Genomic DNA, 16906 nt, shown 5'->3' on the forward strand with positions numbered 1-16906 from the left:
CTCCCGCAATGGGGGCCGCCGTTTTCATTCCTGCTGCAAGAGGCCTCATGTCACAGGCGAACAAGGACGGCGCGGCATCCGTGCCGGTGATCGAACTCCGCAACGTGTCCAAGACCTTCGGCGAGGTGCGCTCGCTGTCCGGCATCGACTTCAAGGTCTATCCGGGCGAGATCGTCGGCCTGCTGGGCGACAATGGCGCCGGCAAATCGACCCTGGTCAAGACCGTGATGGGCTTCCACCGCCCCGACTCCGGCGGCGACATCTTCTTCAAAGGCAAGCGCATCGACGACTGGTCGGTGGCGCGCGCCCGCGGGCTGGGAATCGAAACCGTCTACCAGGAACGGGCCCTGTGCGAGAAGCAGCCGATCTGGCGCAACATGTTCATGGGGCGCGAGCTGCGCACCAAGTGGGGCCTGCTCGACGTCAACCGCATGCGGGCCGAATGCGCGCGCCTGATGAGCGAGCATATGGGCTTCACGTCGGCCGCCGTGCACCCGGACAACATCGTCACCACCATGTCCGGCGGCGAGAAACAGGGCGTGGCCATCACCCGCGCCCTCTATTTCGACGCCGAACTCGTCATCCTCGACGAGCCGACCATGGGCCTGTCGCTGACCGAGACCAGGAAGACGCTGGACTTCGTCGGCAACATCAAGAAGGCCGGCAAATCGGCGATCTTCATCGACCACAACATCTTCCACGTCTATCCCGTGGTCGACAGGCTCTATGTGCTGGACCGCGGCAAGGTGGCCGGCGTCTACGACAAGAGTCAGATCACCATGGACCAGCTGATCGAGCGGCTCTACCACGTCGCCCGCACCGGCTCGCTGCATTGAGAGGACACCATGCCGACTGACACCGCAAAGGCAAGGCCGGCCGACAACCGCGTGGCCCCGCCCTCCTGGCTCCGCCGCTACGGCTCGCAGCTCGGCATCATCGGCGTGGGGCTGGCCATGTGGCTGGGCTTCGTGATGGCCGCGCCCGCCGTCTTCACCAATATCGACATCTACAAGGCCTTCGCCCAGACCACGCCGCAATTCGGCATCATCGCGCTGGCGTTGACCTTCGTCGTCATCACCGGCGAGATCGACCTGTCCTTTCCCTCGATCATGGCGCTCGGCACGGCGGCCTTCTGCCTGCTCGCCCAGGCCGGCGTTCCCTGGCCCATTGCACTGCTCGGCGCCTTCGCCACGGGCGCCATCTGCGGCTGGATCAACGGCACGCTGGTGGCAAGGCTCAACATTCCCTCGCTCGTTATCACCATCGGCACCTCCTTCCTGTTCCGCGGCCTCGAACTCGTTCTGATGAACGGCACCGGCGTGCCGCTGACGGCCGACAAGTACCCCGCCCTCCACGCCATCTTCCGCGAGCCGGTGTGGGGCGTTCCCGTGCAGACGCTGTGGATGATCGCCGTCGCCATCGTGCTGTGGGTGCTGCTCAACCGCTCGCGCTTCGGCGCGCATGTCTTTCTCGTCGGCGACAATCCCACATCGGCGCGGCTGATGGGCGTCGACGTCGTCAGCGTCAAGACGCGGGCCTTCGTGCTCACCGGCGTCATCGCCGTGCTTGCCGGAATCATGACCTCGATCTACGGCTATTATTTCTGGCCGACCACGGGCGACGGCTTCCTGCTCAACACCATCGCGTCGGTCTTCCTCGGCGGCACATCGGTGTTCGGCGGCACCGGCTCGATCGTCGGGTCCTTCGTCGCCTCCTATATCATCGGCGCGATCAACGCCGGCATCGTGTCGGCGGGCATCAACGCCTTCTACACGCAGCTGTGCTTCGGCCTCGTCATCGTCGTGTCGGTGGTGCTGCAGACCATCATCGAGCGCCGCATCCGCCGCCAGTCGATCACCGGGCGCTGACATGAAGATCACGGCCGTCAAGAGCTTCTTGGTCAATGCGAAGCTCCGCAACTGGATTTTCGTGCGGGTGGAGACCGATGTGCCCGGCCTTTACGGCCTCGGCGAGGCGACGCTGGAGTTCCAGACGCGCGCGGTGGCCGGCGCCATCGGCGACCTGGCGCAGCTCATCATGGGCGAGGACCCGCTAAACACCGAGCACCTGTGGCAGGTCATGTTTCGCCATCCCTTCTTCAAAGGCGGCATTGTCACCATGTCGGCGCTCTCCGGCATCGACCAGGCGCTGCATGACATCAAGGCCAAGCACCTCGGGATTCCGCTGTGGCAGCTGCTCGGCGGCCTCTGCCGCAAGCGCCTTCGCATGTATGACCATCTGGGCGGCGGCAATTCGGACGCGGTCTACAACTCCGCCGCCGTGGCCTCGTTCCGCGACAAGGCGGCGCAGTCGCGCGCCGACGGCTTCACCGCGGTGAAGATTCTCGCCGTCGGCAAAACCGCCCCGCTCGACGGGCTCGCCGCGCTGCGCGAGGCCGCGGCGCTGATGGCGGCGGCGCGCGAGGGCGGAGGCGATGACATGGACATCATGGTCGATTTGCACGGCCGCACCACCGCAGCCATGGCGATCCAGTATGCGCAGGTGCTGGAGCCCTACCGGCCCTTCTTCATCGAGGAGCCCTGCCAGCCCGAGGATTGGCGCGGCACGGCCCGCGTGGCGCGCGCCACGCGCGTGCCCATCGCGGCGGGCGAGCGCCTCGTCCACCGCCACGAGTTCCTGCACCTGCTGCAGGCCGAAGCCATCGCCGTGGCGCAGCCCGACGTCTGCCATGCCGGCGGCCTCACCGAGGTGAAGCGCATTGCCGCGCTGTGCGATGCCTTCGGCGTTTCCATGGCGCCGCACAACCCGCTGGGCCCCATCGCCACCATGGTGAACATTCACCTCGGTTTCGCCACGCCCAACTTCCTGATCCAGGAAGTGATGCGCTCCGACGTGCCGTGGCGCGACGAGATCGTCTCCGGCGTCACCCCCATTATCGGCGGTTATGTCGAACCCAGCATGGCGCCCGGTACCGGTGTGGAAATCAATTTCGAGGCGGCGCAGAAATATCCCTTCGCCGAAGTGCAACCCATCCAGTGGCACCAGCACGACGGCAGCGTGGCGGACTGGTGATGGCGGGGAGACTCGAAGGCCAGCACGTGCTCGTCACCGGCGGCAGCCGGGGCATCGGCGCAGCCATCGTCGCGAAAGCGCTTGCCGAGGGCGCCAGCGTCAGCTTCATCGACATCGAGCAGACGACGGGGGAGGAGTTTCTCGCCTCTCTCGGGGCCGCGGGCCGCTGCCACTTCGGCGCCGGCAGCGTCACCTCCGCCGCCGACATCGCGCGCGTCCATGATGCCGGTGTGGCCCGCTTCGGCCCGGTCACCGGCCTCGTCAACAATGCCGGGCGTAATTCCTATGCCGACCCGGTGGCCATGACCGAGGCCGACTGGGATGACGTCTTCGCGGTCGACCTCAAGGCCGCCTGGCTGGTGGCCCGCCAGGTGCTGCCCGGCATGATCGCGGCCCGGCGCGGCAGCATCGTCAATATCGCCTCGATCCATGCCGACATGACCTATCCCGGCTTCTTCCCCTATGCCGCGGCGAAGTCCGGCCTCGTGGGCCTCACCCGCTCGCTGGCGCTCGACATGGGCAAGCACCAGATCAGGGTCAACGCGCTGTCGCCGGGCTATACAGAAACCTTCCTGGTGAAGGAGTTCTTCGAAAAACACGACGCCGCGCTGCGCCAGAAGGTGCTGGACGTGCACCCCATGGGCCGCATGGGCTCACCGGCGGAAATCGCCAATTGCGTGGCCTTTCTGCTGTCGGACGAGGCCTCCTTCGTCACCGGCGCCAACTGGCGCGCGGATGGCGGCTTGAGCGCGCGCTTCGCCGGCTGAGGCTTGGCGTCAGCGCCGCGGCCCGGAACAGCGCGGCGCTCCTGTTCGGGCGGAGGAAGACACTCGCGCGCTCCTCCTGTCAAGCGCAGCGGGGCGCGGCTCGCTTGCGCGGTGGATCGTCCTTGAGCGGCACCCGGGCCTCTTGCTCGAATTGCTTCTTGCGCTTGGGGTTGAAGGCATGGACGAGCACCGCCACGAAGGCGGCCGGCGCCGCCCATACCCACCAGGCCGGGAGGATGTTATGCATCATCATTTCCTCTCTTCGCGGCAGGCCGATTACCGGAAAACATAGATACGCTGCAGCATGAACGCCGTTGCGACCGTCGGCATGGCTGCAAGCAGGCCTGAAACATATGGCCCCAAGCCGAAATGCATGAGCAGCGAGATGATGCCAAGGTTCACGGCATAGAGAAGCATCCAGACCGCGACAAAACGGAAGAAACGGCCGCGCAGTGTGCTCAGGAAGACCAGGCGGCCAAGCGTCACAAAGCTGAGGCAAATGCCAAATGCGAGAGCGCCGAAGCTCGCGAGGGCGACAGGCAGGCCTATCCACGTGAGCAGCGCATAGACGGCGAAACTGCTTGCGGTGTTGAACGAGCCGACGAGCGCATAGCGGATGATCTGCGGGGAAAGACTGTGGCGCGCCAATCCTGTCTTGCCGTCATTCTCAGCCAAGGCGGGACACCAGCCGCTCATAAGCGCCAAACAAGCGCCTTTGCTGGCCCACGCTCCAGCAGCGCAGCCGGATTTGCGCGCGAAGCACAGGCGAAATCCGCATCCCATGCTTTGAAGCCAGTCGAAGATACTCATCGGCGGCGCCACCGAGCCAGCCCCAGGTACTGTTGCCAGCATGATAGCGATTGGCGATCAAGGCGCGCGGAATATGCCAGGCCGGCTGGAGCCTGGAAATCCGCCATGAGAGATCCAGATCCGGGCCATAGCGGAAGGCGGGATCATACCGGTGAGGGCCGAGGGCGCTCCTGCGGACGAGCAAGGGGATGCCGAACATGTTGCGCGTCTTGAATATCGATTGGCGGCCTGCCTCGTCGGCGTCGAAACGGCCCGTGCGATGGAAGCGGCGCGTTGCAAGCCTACGGCGTTTTTCGCCGACATAGGCCAGATCGCAGTAAACGGCGGAAACGTCGCTATTGGCCTCCAGCACCGCACGTGCCGAGGATATGGCATCTGGCGCATTCAGATAGTCGTCGTGGGAGAGGACCATGTAAAAGGGATCTTCAACCCGGTCGAGGAGACCGTTGAAGTTCTCGACCATCGAAACCAGCGCGGGCTGACGGATCACCTCCAGCGGAAGGCGCTGCTTCCACGCCTCCAGTATGTCGGCCGTGCGGTCAGTCGATGCGTTGTCGCTGACGAGGACCCTGTCGGCCGGGCAGGTTTGCATGGCAATGGAGGCCAGCGCCTGTTCAAGATAATTGTCGCCATTCCGGACTGGTATACAGATGGTTACACGGGTCATGGGCCTTCTTTCATGCCCCGTCCGCTTAACGCAATTTGCTTGAACATACAAGCATTTGGCTGCGTCTAATGACCAACCCGGGGTTGGCGATCCCTGTCGTGATCTTGCCGGAGTACGTAGAGAGGCCGCTCCTTAACCTGCGAGAATATCCGTCCCACATAGAGGCCGACAATGCCCATGGTCATCAGGTTGATGCCACCCAGAAGGGAAAGGATCACGACGGTCGAAGCCCAGCCCTGCACGGTGGCGTCATGCAACAGCCAGTTGATGATCACGATGATGCCATAGGCGAGCGCTGCAAGAGAAACCGCGGTTCCGAACCAGAACGCCATGCGGAGCGGTGCGTCGGAAAAGCCAATGATGCCGCTCAACGCAAGCCGGATCATCTTGATCAGCGGGTATTTCGTCTTTCCTGCATGGCGGCCTTGGCGAACATATTCTACGTAGGTTTGGCGGAAACCCAGCCAGCTGATCATGCCGCGGACGAACCTGTCCTGCTCGCGCATGGACCGGAAGGATTCCACGACCTGACGGTCGAGCAGGCGGAAGTCGCCGACGTCCGGGTCAATTCCGACCGAGCTGAAACGGCGCAGAATGCGATAATAGATGTAGGCGGAAAGCCGCTTGAACAGCGTTTCGTTTTCCCGGCGGCTTCTCCTTCCCGAGACGATTTCCCAACCCTCTTTCCACTTGCCTATCATGGCAAGGACCACCTCCGGCGGATCCTGGAGATCCGCATCCATCACGATCACCGCGTCGCCCGATGCATGGTCCAGCCCAGCCGTTATGGCGATTTGGTGGCCGAAGTTGCGCGACATGCGCAACAGACGGTAGCGCGGGTCGTGCCGCGCCTTCTCCCGCAGCATGAATGCCGAGTCATCACGGCTGCCGTCATCGACAAGCAGGACCTCGACGCTGCCGTCAAGCTGGGCGATCAGCTTGTCAAGCCGGAGAATGAGCTCCGGAATCACTTCCGCCTCGTTGAAGATCGGAATGACGATACTGTAACGGATGTTGTCAGCCATTTTCCTTCCGTCACGCCCCTTTCCCGGAACGCGCCGCGATCAGCCTAAGCGGTTGCCGGTTCCATATTGGTTAAGGTTTCGGCTGCCGGATGCGCGCTGGAACTATGCCGTCGCCCAAGGCTTGCGGTTGCACGGGCGCGGCAGGCAGGCTTTAAGGATTGATAGGCGATCGTTACGGTTTTATAAGGCCGTCCGGCGAGTGACGGATGGCGGATCGGGGAATCTGGGCAGATGATGCGATGAAGGCGGTGATCTTGGCGGGGGGCTACGGTACCCGCATCTCCGAAGAATCCACGCTCCGGCCGAAGCCCATGGTGGAGATCGGAGGCCGGCCCATCCTGTGGCATGTCATGAAGATATATGCCGCTCACGGCATCACCGATTTCGTCATTTGCCTCGGCTACAAGGGATATGTCATCAAGGAGTTCTTCGCCAATTACTACCTGCATGGCGCGGACGTAACGGTGGACACCAGTACAGGCTCCATGGAGTTCCACGAGGCGGTAACGGAACCCTGGCGGGTGACGTTGTCGGAAACCGGACTCGACACGATGACGGGCGGCCGGCTCCGAAGGGTGACGCGCTATCTGGGCGACGGTCCGTTCTGCATGACCTACGGCGATGGCGTGAGCAATGTCGATATTGGCAAGCTCATCGCATTTCACAAGAACCACGGCAAGGCAGCCACGCTGACTGCCGTAAACCCGCCCGGACGTTTCGGGTCCCTCGACCTCAAGAGTTCGCGAGTGGAGCGTTTCACGGAGAAACCCCCCGGAGACGGCACATACATCAGTGGCGGCTTCTTTGTCCTCGAACGCCGCGCGCTGGATGCCATCGAGGATGACCAGACTGTCTGGGAACGTGGCCCTCTCGAAAAGCTCACCGCGGCCGGAGAATTGATGGCCTATCGTCACGATGGTTTCTGGCAGCCTATGGATACGCTGCGCGACAAGCAGCATCTCGAAACCCTGTGGCAGTCGGGACAGGCGCCCTGGAAGATATGGTAGGCAGGCTTCCCGATGCGAATTTCTGGGAGGGCCGGCGCGTTCTGTTGACAGGACACACCGGCTTCAAGGGCGCGTGGCTCGCGCTGTGGCTGAAGCGCCTTGGCGCCGTGATCAGCGCTGTCGCGCTGCCGCCGCCTGCGGGACCGTCACTCGCCAACGCAGCGCGTGCCGATGAAGCCTGTTCAGGGATCATGCTCGACATTCGCGATGCCGCGGCGCTTGCTCATGCCGTGCGCGAGAGCAGGCCTTCCGTCGTGTTCCACCTCGCGGCGCAGGCGCTCGTACGCCAGTCACTGGCGGACCCGCGACAGACATTCGAAACCAATGTGAACGGAACGCTCAATCTTCTCGAGGGCGTGAGAAACGCGGAGGGCATCGACGCTGCGGTCTTCGTCACGAGCGACAAGGTCTATCTGAACGACGGACGCGAGCGGCCGTATCGTGAAGATGACGCGCTAGGCGGCAAGGATCCCTACTCAGCATCCAAGGCGGCCTGCGAGATTGTCATCAGGAGCTATGCGGAATGCTTCTTCCCCACCGGGCGGCCGGCAATTGCGACGGCAAGGGCGGGCAACGTGATCGGCGGCGGCGACTTCGCTGTCGACCGGATTGTGCCAGACTGCGTTCGTGCCGCGGCTGGCAATAGGTCCATCCTGCTGCGCCACCCCCGTTCGGTGCGGCCCTGGCAGCATGTGCTTGACTGCCTGTGCGGATATCTCCTCTTTGCGGAGACGCTTGTCAGCGCCCCGGCAGGCCTGCCGCGCGCGCTCAACTTCGGGCCCGGCGGCAGACGCGCAGTGACCGTGGAATCGATCGCAATTGCCATGCGGGACGCGCTCGGTTCGTCATCGCAGATCACCCATGCGGCGCAGCACGACGATCGCGAATCGGGCCTTCTCCTGCTTAACAGCGATCTTGCCCGCAGCAGCCTTGGCTGGCAGGACCGGCTTCCGGCCGATCTCGCCATTGCATGGACTGCCGGCTGGTACCGGCAGTGGTCCGAAGGCAAGGACATGCGGGCGCTGACTCTCGCGCAAATCGAGGGCTATGGCGCGATACGGGAGCATGCTGAATGAGCGTGCCCTGCCGCTATTGCCAATCGCCTCTGGCTCTCGAACTTATTGATCTCGGCCAGCAGCCGCTTGCCAACAGCTATCTCGAACCCAGCCCTGCTGCCATCGCAGCAGAACCGCGCTTTCCGCTGCGCATCATGATCTGTGAGGCCTGCTACCTCGTCCAGGTCGAGGAGAGCATTCCGGCTGAGACAATATTCGACGCGAACTATGCCTATTTCTCGTCCTATTCGTCCTCATGGGTTGCCCATGCCAAGCGATTCACCGATGAGGCGGCCCAACGCTTCGTGCTGGGGCCGGACTCAATGGTCATCGAGATCGCGTCAAACGACGGTTATTTGCTTCAGCACTTTGTCGCCCGGAACATTCCCTGCCTTGGCATAGAGCCCGCCGGAAATTGCGCGGAAGCCGCGCAGGCCCGTGGCGTTGAGACCATGGTGGCCTTCTTCAACCGCGATACGGCGCGGCACCTCGCCGGCACGGGAATCAGGGCTGATCTGATGATTGCCAACAATGTACTGGCCCACGTACCGGACATCAGCGGTTTCGTGGCGGGTTTTCCGCTGGTGTTGAAGCCGCAGGGTGTCGCCTGTTTCGAATTTCCCCACCTTCTAAGCATGATTTCCGGCTGCCAGTTCGACACGATCTATCACGAGCACTATTCCTATCTGTCGCTGACCATCGTGGACCGCATCCTGAAACAGAACGGAATGCGCATCTTCGATGTCGAGAAATTATCCACGCATGGCGGCAGCCTGCGCGTCTTTGTCTGCCTTCAAGGCGCAGACCACGATGAAACCGCGCGTGTGGCTGCGCTCCGGCAGGATGAAACGGCAGCCGCACTCGATCAGCCCCGCGGCTACCGTGATTTTGCGTCACGGGCACGGCTCATGCGCGATGACCTGCTGGACTATCTGGCCGCGATCCGGAAGCGCGGCGAGCACGTCGCTGCCTATGGCGCGGCGGCCAAGGGAAACACCTTCCTGAACTATTGCGGCGTAGGGCCCGCCGATATCGGCTTCGCTGTCGACCGCAATCCCCGGAAGCAAGGAAAGCTGCTGCCGGGCTCCCACATTCCCGTCGCACCTCCGGATCTCTTGCGGACGGCGCGTCCAAAAGCCATTCTTATCCTGCCGTGGAACCTCGTCGGGGAAATCGCTGCCGAACATGCCTATGTGCGCGAATGGGGTGGCCACTTCGTTGTTGCATCGCCGAAGCTGCGGCAGTTGTGACATGAGGATATCCGCCGTGTCCATCCCCGGCCTCGCTGTCGTGACGGCTGACACCGCAAAGGATGAGCGCGGCGCCTTTACGAGATTCTATTGTGGCGAGACCTTCGCAGCCGCCGGGCTTGGCTTCACGCCCATGCAGGTCAATCTGTCACGCAACCCGGCGCGGCACACATTGCGGGGCATGCATTATCAGGATCCGCCCAGGGCGGAAGCAAAGCTTGTGCATGTGACGCGCGGCGCCATCTATGACGTGGCGCTGGATCTGCGGCCAACCAGCGCCACATATTGCCGCTGGTTCGGCATCCGGCTTGATGCAACTTCATCGGCCGGGATTTTCATTCCCGAAGGCTTCGCGCATGGCTACATCACGCTGGAACCCGATTCCGACGTGCTCTACCACATGGGACGCATCTTCGAGCCTGGCTTCGGCAAGGGTGTTCGCTGGAACGATCCCACCTTCGCGATCGACTGGCCTGCGCACCCGGCGGTCATCTCCGAACGCGATGCCCATTACCCTGACTACGCCGGCCAAGACGGGCCGGAGACCGCGGATTGATCCGCCGCCGGCCGGCCGGTCATCTTGTTCTCTTCAGGAAGCCGTCCGATGCCACCGTGATGAGAAGCTTGGTATCCATCAGCTTGTCGATTTCGAACTCATCATGATGCTTCAGATATTCCCGCACCGCCGTCTTGGGATTGTTGCCCTTGCCCCAGGGGCGGTCCGGGTAATGCCCTTCCGGCATGTCTTCGATCAATGTGTCGTACACGACACAGTAACTCCCAACGCTGGTGAGTGGGGCATATGCCTCGAGTTCTGCCAGCACATGTTCATGCGTGTGGTTGGAATCGAGGAGCACCATGACCCGATTGAATGAACTTGCCCGGGCCCTGACGCTTTCGATCACCTTCCGGTCGGCCGAAGACCCCTGGATCATGTCGATGCGGTGGCGCAGCGGATGAGCCTCGACGGCCGCGCGATTGTGGGATCGTATGTCTATGTCGACTCCAAGCACGCGCCGCCGTGGCTTACTCGGGTCAAGTGGTTTTCCGCTCTCGACGGCTTCGGCATACTCAATCAGTGCAAGGATCGATGCACTGAGGATGAGCGAACCCCCATGCGCAATGCCAGTTTCGATGATGAGGTCAGGCTTCACCTGCCAGATCAGCTCCTGTGTTGCGACGATATCCTGCGGATACTGGATGATCGGGCGGCCCAACCAGAAAAAATTGTAGGGGTAAAGCGCAGCGGAACTGGCGCGCAGGAAAGCGCCAGCCTCGGCAACGAGCGTGTCGTCCGCCCACCACCGGGTGACCCGCTCAGCGACCTCTTTTTCATGCTGTGTCAAGGCAGATTTCCTTCAGTTGAACGAATCGTGGTGAGATTCCTGCCCGCACCGTCAGGCATGGAAAGCAAGCGCCTGATCTTGGTGGCGTCACCCCAGAAGGCAAGGGGCTCAAGGTCGGAATAGGAAAAATGCCCAAGGTTGAGCTCCATGCGCACACCACGTTCCCGGATCCAGCCTTCAACCAGACTGCGGACCGAAACGGGCTTGCCTGAACAAACATTGACGGGTCCAGGATCGCCATGTCCCAGGGCAAGCCGGGCAATCATGTCGCCCATGACGGGTGCTGGAAGATAGTCGCGCAACTGGTCGCCGGGCGACATGTTGAACAGAGCCTCGCCGCGGGATGCCGCGCGCAGGAACTGCCCGAACAGGGACGTCTCCGGCTGACCATCGCCAAATGTATAGAAGAGCCGGGCCCACACCAAGGAAAAGGAAAGGTTCCGCTTCAGGAATTCTATCTCGCGACGAAGTGCATCCTTGGCAAACCCATATGGATTGGAGGGGCGGGTGGGGTCCGTCTCCGCCAGCGCTCCCGGCTGCATGCCGTATTCGAAACAGGTGCCCGTCACCAAAAGCCGCCCGAGGCCGCCCATCAAGAGGTATTTCAGAAAGAGATATTGCCGCGGAAGTTCAACCTCAAAATGGTGTGCGGAATTGTAGTTGGGCAGTCCGTGCCACGCCATGTGCAAGACACAGTCTGGCCGCCCCAGCAGATCAAAGGCATCGCTCCGCGGTTCCGCCATGTCGAGGTGAGCCATGGAGCATCCCTCCAGCCATGGCTTGGGGTTGCTTGCGGTTCGCATCATGGCGGTAACGCGCGCACCCCTTGACAGCAAGGCAGGAACGACGTGCCTACCCAGAAAGCCCGTAGCACCCGTCACCGCGATGTGCATTTTTCTGCCTCCTTGGCCCAACCGCCGTACACTGAAGATCAACCGTCATGTTGCCAGGTTACTGGGTCTTCGTGACTGACGAACGCGCAAGCTGCCAGAATCACTGCGGCAGGTAAAGCGCAGCCAGACCTCCACGTGAACGGGATGAAGGGCCGGAAGCCGGCGCCATGAAACAGCATTGATGCGGTGCTAGCTTGCCCGCTGGGCAGCGGCCAGTTCTGCGGCCTCGATTTCGGCCCAGTCACCGGCAGGCATGACCCTGGCTGCCTCGGCCACGTCCCGTGTCCATACGAACAGGCAGAGGAAAGGCACGGCCCCCACCTTCGTCAGATGCGGCTGCAGGGATGGGTTCCACACCGGCTCGCCTGCGGGCTTGACGATGAGCGGGCGTTCCGGCGCGAAACGCCAGCCGTGGGGCCCCGTGAGTGGCGCGTAGAGTTCCGGCGCGCGGTGGCAATGATCGCGGTAGAGCACATGCGGCGCGATGAGGAACAGGCCCAGTTCGAAATCCGCCGCTGGGAAGGGCGCATCACCGCCGGCGATCGCCGCAAAGGCATGGCCTTCGGCGAAGCTCTCGCCGATCTCGTGGCGAGGGTAACGGTCATAGCTGATCCAGGCGAGATGGGGTGCGGCCGCCGCAATCGCGTCCGCGAGATGCGGGGCATGTTCTGCTGCGTGGCGAAGGGCCGTCTCCAGCCAGCGCTCGACGACCGGGTGCTGCTTTGCCGGACTGTGGCCCGCCTCAGGCCCGCAGCGCGCCAGACCGCGGCGCACGTCCTCATGGCCGGGGTGGGTGAGATCCGCGAGGTAGTCGCCCGCGGCCGCAAGCAGCCGCCGCAGGACGCTGGCCGCCGAACCGGGCAGAGGCAGCACCGGTGGCAGCCCGCGTTCCTGCAGCAGTGTGGCGGGGTCGCGCGCGTCGAAGGGCGAGGCCTCGCGATAGAGATCGAGCTGCGCCTCGCTCAGCACGCCCTGGCGGAACAGTTCCATCGCCGCGCCATAGCGCACGCGGCCCGAACCCGGGATGCCAAGAGGCGTGTGCAGCAGCTGCAGCGTTTCATCCATTGGCGCGGAATGCCATTTGCTCGTCCAACTGGCGGCGGCGCCCGGCGCGGTTCATGGCAATGCCGGCAACCGCCACGCCGATCGCCACGACGCTCACCATCAGGGTTGCCAGGGCATTGATGTCGGGCGTTACGCCAAGCTTCACCTTGGACCAGATGAGCAGCGGCAGCGTGGTGCTGCCAGGCCCCGTGGTGAAGGAGGTGATGACCACATCGTCGAGCGAGATGGTGAAGGCCAGCAGCCAGCCGGACATGATGGCGGGCGAGATCACCGGAATGGTCACGTCGCGCATCACCTGCCAGGGCCGCGATCCCAGGTCCATCGCCGCTTCCTCGATCGACCGGTCCGACTGCAGCATGCGGGCCTGCACGATGGTGGTGACGAAAACCATGGAGAAGGTGATGTGGGCGAGCGTCACCGTGGTGAAGCCGCGCTCGCCCGGCCAGCCGATCCAATCCGCCATCAGGATGAAGAACATCAGCGACGAGATGCCGGTGATCACCTCCGGCATGATCAGGGGCGCGGTGACGAGGCCGGAGAACAGCAGCCGGCCGCGGAAACTCGGGAATCGCGCAAGTGCGATCCCCGCCATGGCGCCGAGGATGGTGGCGATGGTGGCGGAGACCAGCGCGATCTCCAGCGACAGAACCAGCGCATCGAGCACCTGCTTGTTGGAAAACAGAGCGAAATACCACTTGGTCGAGAATCCGCCCCATACGCTGGCGAGCCGCGAGGCGTTGAAGGAGTAGACGATCATCGACAGGATGGGGATGTAGAAAAAAGCGAAGCCGAAGGCCAGCATCGAGACCAGGAAACTGTGACGGCGCTTCACTTTGAACCCTCCGCCTTGGCCTGGAAATGGCCATAGATCACGGCAGGCCCCACCATGAGCACCAGCAGCACCACGGCAATGGCCGACGCCATGGGCCAGTCGCGCGCCGCGGAGAACTGGTCGGAGATCACCCGCCCGATCATCGGGCTTGCGGCGTCGCCCACCAGTGTCGGGATCACGAGTTCGCCGGCGGCCGGGATGAAGACCAGCATGCCGCCCGCCACGATGCCGGGAATGCTCTGCGGCAGCGTCACATCGAGGAACACCTGCCAGGGCCTGGAACCGAGATCGAGGGCCGCCTCGTCAAGCGCCGGGTCGAGGCGCTCGAGGCTGGCATAGAGCGGCAGGATCATGAAGGGCAGGTAGGTATAAACCATCACCAGCACGACGGCGAAGTTCGAGTGCATCATCGGCATGAAGTCGACGGCCCAGCCTTGCGGCACGATGGCGTTCCAGATCTTGGTGAGCCCCACGTTGAACCAGCTCGAGCGGCCCATCAGCCCCATCCAGGCATAGACGCGCAGCAGGAAGGAGGTCCAGAAGGGCAGGATCACCAGCATGAGCAGGATGTTGCGCCAGCTCTTCGACACGCGGGTGAGGCCCAGCGCCATGGGATAGCCGATGAGCAGGCACAGGGCCGTCGCGATGCCGGCACTCACCAGCGAGGTGATGAAGGCGCGGAAATAGAGTGTGTCCGTAACCGCGCGCGCATAGCCCTGGAGATTGACCAGCGGATAATCGCCGCCGAACGAGATGGGCGGCGCTGTCGCCGTCTTGGTGGCGACACTCATCGCGATGACGATGAGGAAGGGCAGGAGGAAGAAGAACAGCAGCCAGACATAGGGCACGCCGATCAGCAGGTTGGACCAGCCTTTGCGGTCGAACCAGCGCTGCAGGCCCTTGCGATCCATCATCTCACCCCGCCAGCACGATGGCGGAGGATGGCGCGAAGGAGATCCACACCCGGTCATCCCAGCCGGCGGCGCGCGAGCCCTCGCCGCCGCGCCGGGCATTGACCGCGTGGGCCTGCACCAGCGCGCCCGACGGCAGCACCACGCGATAGAGGCTGTCCTTGCCGAAATAGGCAAGGTCCTTCACCGTGCCCTGGAAGGCATTGGCGCCCTCGGGACGTTCCTTCGAAATGAGCAGCTTCTCCGGGCGGATGGCGAGGGTTGCCTCCTGCCCCTCAGCAAGGCCCGGAACGTCGCGCGCCATCACCTCGCCGCCCAGCGCCGGCACCGACAGCCGCAACTGCTCCGCTTGCCGCTCGACAATGGTGGCCGGGAAGGAGGTGATGGAGCCGATGAAGCCGGCCACGAATTTGCTGTTGGGGAATTCATAGACCTCGCCAGGGCTGCCCACCTGCCTCACCTCGCCCCGGTCCATCACCGCGATGCGGTCGGACAGCGTCATCGCCTCTTCCTGGTCATGGGTGACGACGATGAAGGTGACGCCGGTGCGCTGCTGTATCGACATCAGCTCGAACTGGGTGCGCTCGCGCAGTTTCTTGTCCAGCGCCGCCAGCGGCTCGTCGAGGAGCAGCAGCTTGGGCTGGCGGGCGAGTGCCCTTGCGAGCGCCACGCGCTGGCGCTGGCCGCCCGAGATCTGGTGCGGCTTGCGCGTCGCATAGGGCAAGAGCTGCACGAGCTCCAGCATCTCGCGCACCCGCGCCGCTTTCTGCCCGGCCGCCATGTTCTCGTGCTTCAGGCCGTAGCCGACATTCTTCTCGACACTCATATGCGGGAACAGGGCATAGGACTGGAACATCATGTGGACCGGGCGGTCCCACGGGGCCACCCCCGTCATGTCCCGTCCGTCAAGGAAGATCTTGCCGGAGGACGGCTCCTCGAAGCCCGCCAGCATGCGGAGCAGCGTGGTCTTGCCGCAGCCCGAGCCGCCGAGCAGCGAGAAGATCTCGCCCTTGTTGATGCTGAGCGTGACGTTACGCACCGCCTGGAAGGGACCGAAGAACTTCGAGATGTTCTCGATCCTGAGGAAGGGCTCCCCCGCCGCCGCCATAATGTCAGCCGCCCGTCTTGATCTCGGTCCAGGTGCGGGTCAGCGTCTCTTCCTGCTCGGGCGTCATGGGGTTCAGGGTAAAGAGCCGGGCCTTGGTTTCGGCATTGGGGTAGATCGCGGGGTCGCTGGTGATCGACTTGTCGACCAGGGGCGTTGCCGCCTTGTTGGCATTGGCATAGCCGATGAAGTTGGTTGCGGCGGCGACGACCTCAGGCCGCAGCATGTAGTTGAGAAAGACATAGGCATTGTCGGCGTTCTTCGCATCCGAGGGAATGGCCCACACGTCGAACCAGGCCGGCGCACCCGACTTCGGCACGAAATATTCGAGATCGAGCTCGATGCCCGCATCCGCCGCGCGCTTCTTGGCCACGCCATAGTCGCCCGACCAGGTGTTGACGGCGCAGACCTCGCCATTGGGCAGCGTGGTGAGAAAGTTGGTATTGTCGAAGGTGGCGATGTAGGGCCTGATCTTGGCGAAGGCCTTGGCCAGTTTCTTGTAGTCATCGGGCCCGGCCTTGTTCGGGTCTATGCCCAGCCACTTCATGACAACCGGCCCGATGTCGGTGGGACTGTCGAGAATCGAGAGGCCGCAGCTCGCAAGCTTCTGGGCATTGTCGGGATTCATGATCGTATCGAGGCTGTTGAAATCGGCGTCCGGCAGCAGCTTCTTCACCATGTCCATGTTGTAGGTAAAGCCCACCGTGCCCCAAGTATAAGGCACGCCATAGCCGTTGCCGGGGTCGAAGCCCTGGAGAATCTGCAGGATCTCGGGATCGAGGTTCTTCCAGTTCGGCAGCTTGGATTTGTCGAGCTTCTGGTAGACCTTGGCCTTCACCATCTGCGGCAGCTTGAGACCCGCCTGCAGCACCACGTCGTAACCGGAAGACCCGGCCAGCATCTTGGCCTCCATCTCCTCCGAGCTTGCATACATGTCGTAGACGACCTGGATGCCGGTTTCCTTGGTGAAGTCGGCGATGGTGCTTTCGCCGATATAATCAGCCCAGTTATAGACATTCACCACGCCTTGATCGGCGCTTGCGCGGCGCACCCAGGGCATGCCAATTCCGGCGGCGGCGGCCATGGCGGCCATGACGTTACGGCGGGTCAGCGGCATCAATTCCTCCCGTGATGGTTATC

19 protein-coding genes are annotated in these 16906 nt (G+C 63.2%); 8 read left to right on the top strand and 11 right to left on the bottom strand.

What is annotated here, in order from left to right; translation table 11 throughout:
* Window positions 1-47: 47 nt before the first annotated feature.
* Genes IOC82_RS13915 through IOC82_RS13930 form a run of 4 tightly spaced genes read left to right on the top strand, consistent with a single transcriptional unit; the run spans window position 48 to window position 3800 of the window.
* Window positions 48-836 (top strand): ATP-binding cassette domain-containing protein, encoded by a 789-nt coding sequence (locus IOC82_RS13915; RefSeq protein ID WP_290546801.1) that lies wholly within the window; start codon window positions 48-50, stop codon window positions 834-836.
* 9 nt (window positions 837-845) lie between these two features.
* Entirely contained in the window at window positions 846-1868 is a 1023-nt protein-coding gene (locus IOC82_RS13920; RefSeq protein ID WP_290546802.1) for an ABC transporter permease, read from the top strand.
* Window position 1869: 1 nt separating this feature from the next.
* Window positions 1870-3033, top strand: a complete 1164-nt coding sequence (gene dgoD, locus IOC82_RS13925; RefSeq protein ID WP_290546803.1) for a galactonate dehydratase — start codon at window positions 1870-1872, stop codon at window positions 3031-3033.
* On the top strand, window positions 3033-3800 hold the full coding sequence (locus IOC82_RS13930; RefSeq protein WP_290546804.1) for a glucose 1-dehydrogenase: 768 nt from the start codon (window positions 3033-3035) through the stop codon (window positions 3798-3800). The genes dgoD and IOC82_RS13930 overlap by 1 nt, the downstream gene beginning before the upstream one ends.
* Window positions 3801-3879: 79 nt before the next feature.
* Here the strand turns inward: IOC82_RS13930 and IOC82_RS13935 are convergent, their stop codons facing one another.
* The 4 genes from IOC82_RS13935 to IOC82_RS13950 form a co-directional block, all read right to left on the bottom strand.
* A complete protein-coding gene (locus IOC82_RS13935; RefSeq protein WP_290546805.1) occupies window positions 3880-4047 on the bottom strand; it encodes a cbb3-type cytochrome c oxidase subunit 3 in 168 nt (55 codons plus the stop codon).
* A gap of 29 nt (window positions 4048-4076) precedes the next feature.
* Window positions 4077-4496, bottom strand: a complete 420-nt coding sequence (locus IOC82_RS13940; protein ID WP_290546884.1) for a GtrA family protein — start codon at window positions 4494-4496, stop codon at window positions 4077-4079.
* Window positions 4468-5277, bottom strand: a complete 810-nt coding sequence (locus IOC82_RS13945; RefSeq protein ID WP_290546806.1) for a glycosyltransferase — start codon at window positions 5275-5277, stop codon at window positions 4468-4470. The genes IOC82_RS13940 and IOC82_RS13945 overlap by 29 nt, the downstream gene beginning before the upstream one ends.
* Before the next feature lie 65 nt (window positions 5278-5342).
* Entirely contained in the window at window positions 5343-6302 is a 960-nt protein-coding gene (locus IOC82_RS13950) for a glycosyltransferase family 2 protein (protein WP_290546807.1), read from the bottom strand.
* Between the two features lie 239 nt (window positions 6303-6541).
* Here IOC82_RS13950 and rfbF point away from each other — a divergent pair, with 239 nt between their 5' ends.
* From rfbF to IOC82_RS13970, 4 genes are read left to right on the top strand one after another with little or no spacing between them, the layout of a single operon-like run.
* A complete protein-coding gene (gene rfbF / locus IOC82_RS13955; RefSeq protein WP_290546885.1) occupies window positions 6542-7309 on the top strand; it encodes a glucose-1-phosphate cytidylyltransferase in 768 nt (255 codons plus the stop codon).
* Complete coding sequence (gene rfbG, locus IOC82_RS13960) at window positions 7303-8385, top strand: CDP-glucose 4,6-dehydratase (RefSeq protein WP_290546808.1); 1083 nt, start codon at window positions 7303-7305, stop codon at window positions 8383-8385. The genes rfbF and rfbG overlap by 7 nt, the downstream gene beginning before the upstream one ends.
* On the top strand, window positions 8382-9614 hold the full coding sequence (locus IOC82_RS13965) for a class I SAM-dependent methyltransferase (protein ID WP_290546809.1): 1233 nt from the start codon (window positions 8382-8384) through the stop codon (window positions 9612-9614). The genes rfbG and IOC82_RS13965 overlap by 4 nt, the downstream gene beginning before the upstream one ends.
* Before the next feature lies 1 nt (window position 9615).
* Window positions 9616-10170: a dTDP-4-dehydrorhamnose 3,5-epimerase family protein gene (locus IOC82_RS13970; RefSeq protein ID WP_290546810.1), complete on the top strand. Its 555-nt coding sequence runs from the start codon at window positions 9616-9618 to the stop codon at window positions 10168-10170.
* A 19-nt stretch (window positions 10171-10189) separates the two neighbouring features.
* Here the strand turns inward: IOC82_RS13970 and IOC82_RS13975 are convergent, their stop codons facing one another.
* The 7 genes from IOC82_RS13975 to IOC82_RS14005 form a co-directional block, all read right to left on the bottom strand.
* Window positions 10190-10960, bottom strand: a complete 771-nt coding sequence (locus IOC82_RS13975) for a cephalosporin hydroxylase family protein (protein ID WP_290546811.1) — start codon at window positions 10958-10960, stop codon at window positions 10190-10192.
* Window positions 10957-11853: an NAD(P)-dependent oxidoreductase gene (locus IOC82_RS13980; RefSeq protein ID WP_290546812.1), complete on the bottom strand. Its 897-nt coding sequence runs from the start codon at window positions 11851-11853 to the stop codon at window positions 10957-10959. Before IOC82_RS13980 ends, IOC82_RS13975 begins: the two co-directional genes overlap by 4 nt.
* Before the next feature lie 189 nt (window positions 11854-12042).
* Window positions 12043-12918: a dimethylsulfonioproprionate lyase family protein gene (locus tag IOC82_RS13985; protein WP_290546813.1), complete on the bottom strand. Its 876-nt coding sequence runs from the start codon at window positions 12916-12918 to the stop codon at window positions 12043-12045.
* Window positions 12911-13750, bottom strand: coding sequence for an ABC transporter permease subunit (locus IOC82_RS13990; protein WP_290546814.1), 840 nt, complete (start codon window positions 13748-13750; stop codon window positions 12911-12913). Before IOC82_RS13990 ends, IOC82_RS13985 begins: the two co-directional genes overlap by 8 nt.
* Complete coding sequence (locus IOC82_RS13995) at window positions 13747-14664, bottom strand: ABC transporter permease (protein ID WP_290546815.1); 918 nt, start codon at window positions 14662-14664, stop codon at window positions 13747-13749. The genes IOC82_RS13990 and IOC82_RS13995 overlap by 4 nt, the downstream gene beginning before the upstream one ends.
* A gap of 1 nt (window position 14665) precedes the next feature.
* Window positions 14666-15769 (bottom strand): ABC transporter ATP-binding protein, encoded by a 1104-nt coding sequence (locus IOC82_RS14000; RefSeq protein WP_290546816.1) that lies wholly within the window; start codon window positions 15767-15769, stop codon window positions 14666-14668.
* A gap of 4 nt (window positions 15770-15773) precedes the next feature.
* The gene (locus IOC82_RS14005; protein WP_290546817.1) at window positions 15774-16883 is read right to left on the bottom strand and encodes a polyamine ABC transporter substrate-binding protein; all 1110 of its coding nucleotides are present in this window, start codon (window positions 16881-16883) and stop codon (window positions 15774-15776) included.
* Between the last annotated feature and the right edge of the window lie 23 nt (window positions 16884-16906).

It is taken from the genome of Aestuariivirga sp., assembly GCF_020252395.1.
In the GTDB taxonomy this organism is placed as follows: Bacteria; Pseudomonadota; Alphaproteobacteria; order Rhizobiales; family Aestuariivirgaceae; genus Aestuariivirga.

Coding starts and splice junctions, on each gene's coding strand:
- IOC82_RS13915 (WP_290546801.1), top strand. CDS start 48: ATGTCACAGGCGAACAAGGACGGCGCGGCATCCGTGCCGGTGATCGAA.
- IOC82_RS13920 (WP_290546802.1), top strand. CDS start 846: ATGCCGACTGACACCGCAAAGGCAAGGCCGGCCGACAACCGCGTGGCC.
- dgoD (WP_290546803.1), top strand. CDS start 1,870: ATGAAGATCACGGCCGTCAAGAGCTTCTTGGTCAATGCGAAGCTCCGC.
- IOC82_RS13930 (WP_290546804.1), top strand. CDS start 3,033: ATGGCGGGGAGACTCGAAGGCCAGCACGTGCTCGTCACCGGCGGCAGC.
- IOC82_RS13935 (WP_290546805.1), bottom strand. CDS start 4,047: ATGCATAACATCCTCCCGGCCTGGTGGGTATGGGCGGCGCCGGCCGCC.
- IOC82_RS13940 (WP_290546884.1), bottom strand. CDS start 4,496: ATGAGCGGCTGGTGTCCCGCCTTGGCTGAGAATGACGGCAAGACAGGA.
- IOC82_RS13945 (WP_290546806.1), bottom strand. CDS start 5,277: ATGACCCGTGTAACCATCTGTATACCAGTCCGGAATGGCGACAATTAT.
- IOC82_RS13950 (WP_290546807.1), bottom strand. CDS start 6,302: ATGGCTGACAACATCCGTTACAGTATCGTCATTCCGATCTTCAACGAG.
- rfbF (WP_290546885.1), top strand. CDS start 6,542: ATGAAGGCGGTGATCTTGGCGGGGGGCTACGGTACCCGCATCTCCGAA.
- rfbG (WP_290546808.1), top strand. CDS start 7,303: ATGGTAGGCAGGCTTCCCGATGCGAATTTCTGGGAGGGCCGGCGCGTT.
- IOC82_RS13965 (WP_290546809.1), top strand. CDS start 8,382: ATGAGCGTGCCCTGCCGCTATTGCCAATCGCCTCTGGCTCTCGAACTT.
- IOC82_RS13970 (WP_290546810.1), top strand. CDS start 9,616: ATGAGGATATCCGCCGTGTCCATCCCCGGCCTCGCTGTCGTGACGGCT.
- IOC82_RS13980 (WP_290546812.1), bottom strand. CDS start 11,853: ATGCACATCGCGGTGACGGGTGCTACGGGCTTTCTGGGTAGGCACGTC.
- IOC82_RS13985 (WP_290546813.1), bottom strand. CDS start 12,918: ATGGATGAAACGCTGCAGCTGCTGCACACGCCTCTTGGCATCCCGGGT.
- IOC82_RS13995 (WP_290546815.1), bottom strand. CDS start 14,664: ATGATGGATCGCAAGGGCCTGCAGCGCTGGTTCGACCGCAAAGGCTGG.
- IOC82_RS14000 (WP_290546816.1), bottom strand. CDS start 15,769: ATGGCGGCGGCGGGGGAGCCCTTCCTCAGGATCGAGAACATCTCGAAG.
- IOC82_RS14005 (WP_290546817.1), bottom strand. CDS start 16,883: ATGCCGCTGACCCGCCGTAACGTCATGGCCGCCATGGCCGCCGCCGCC.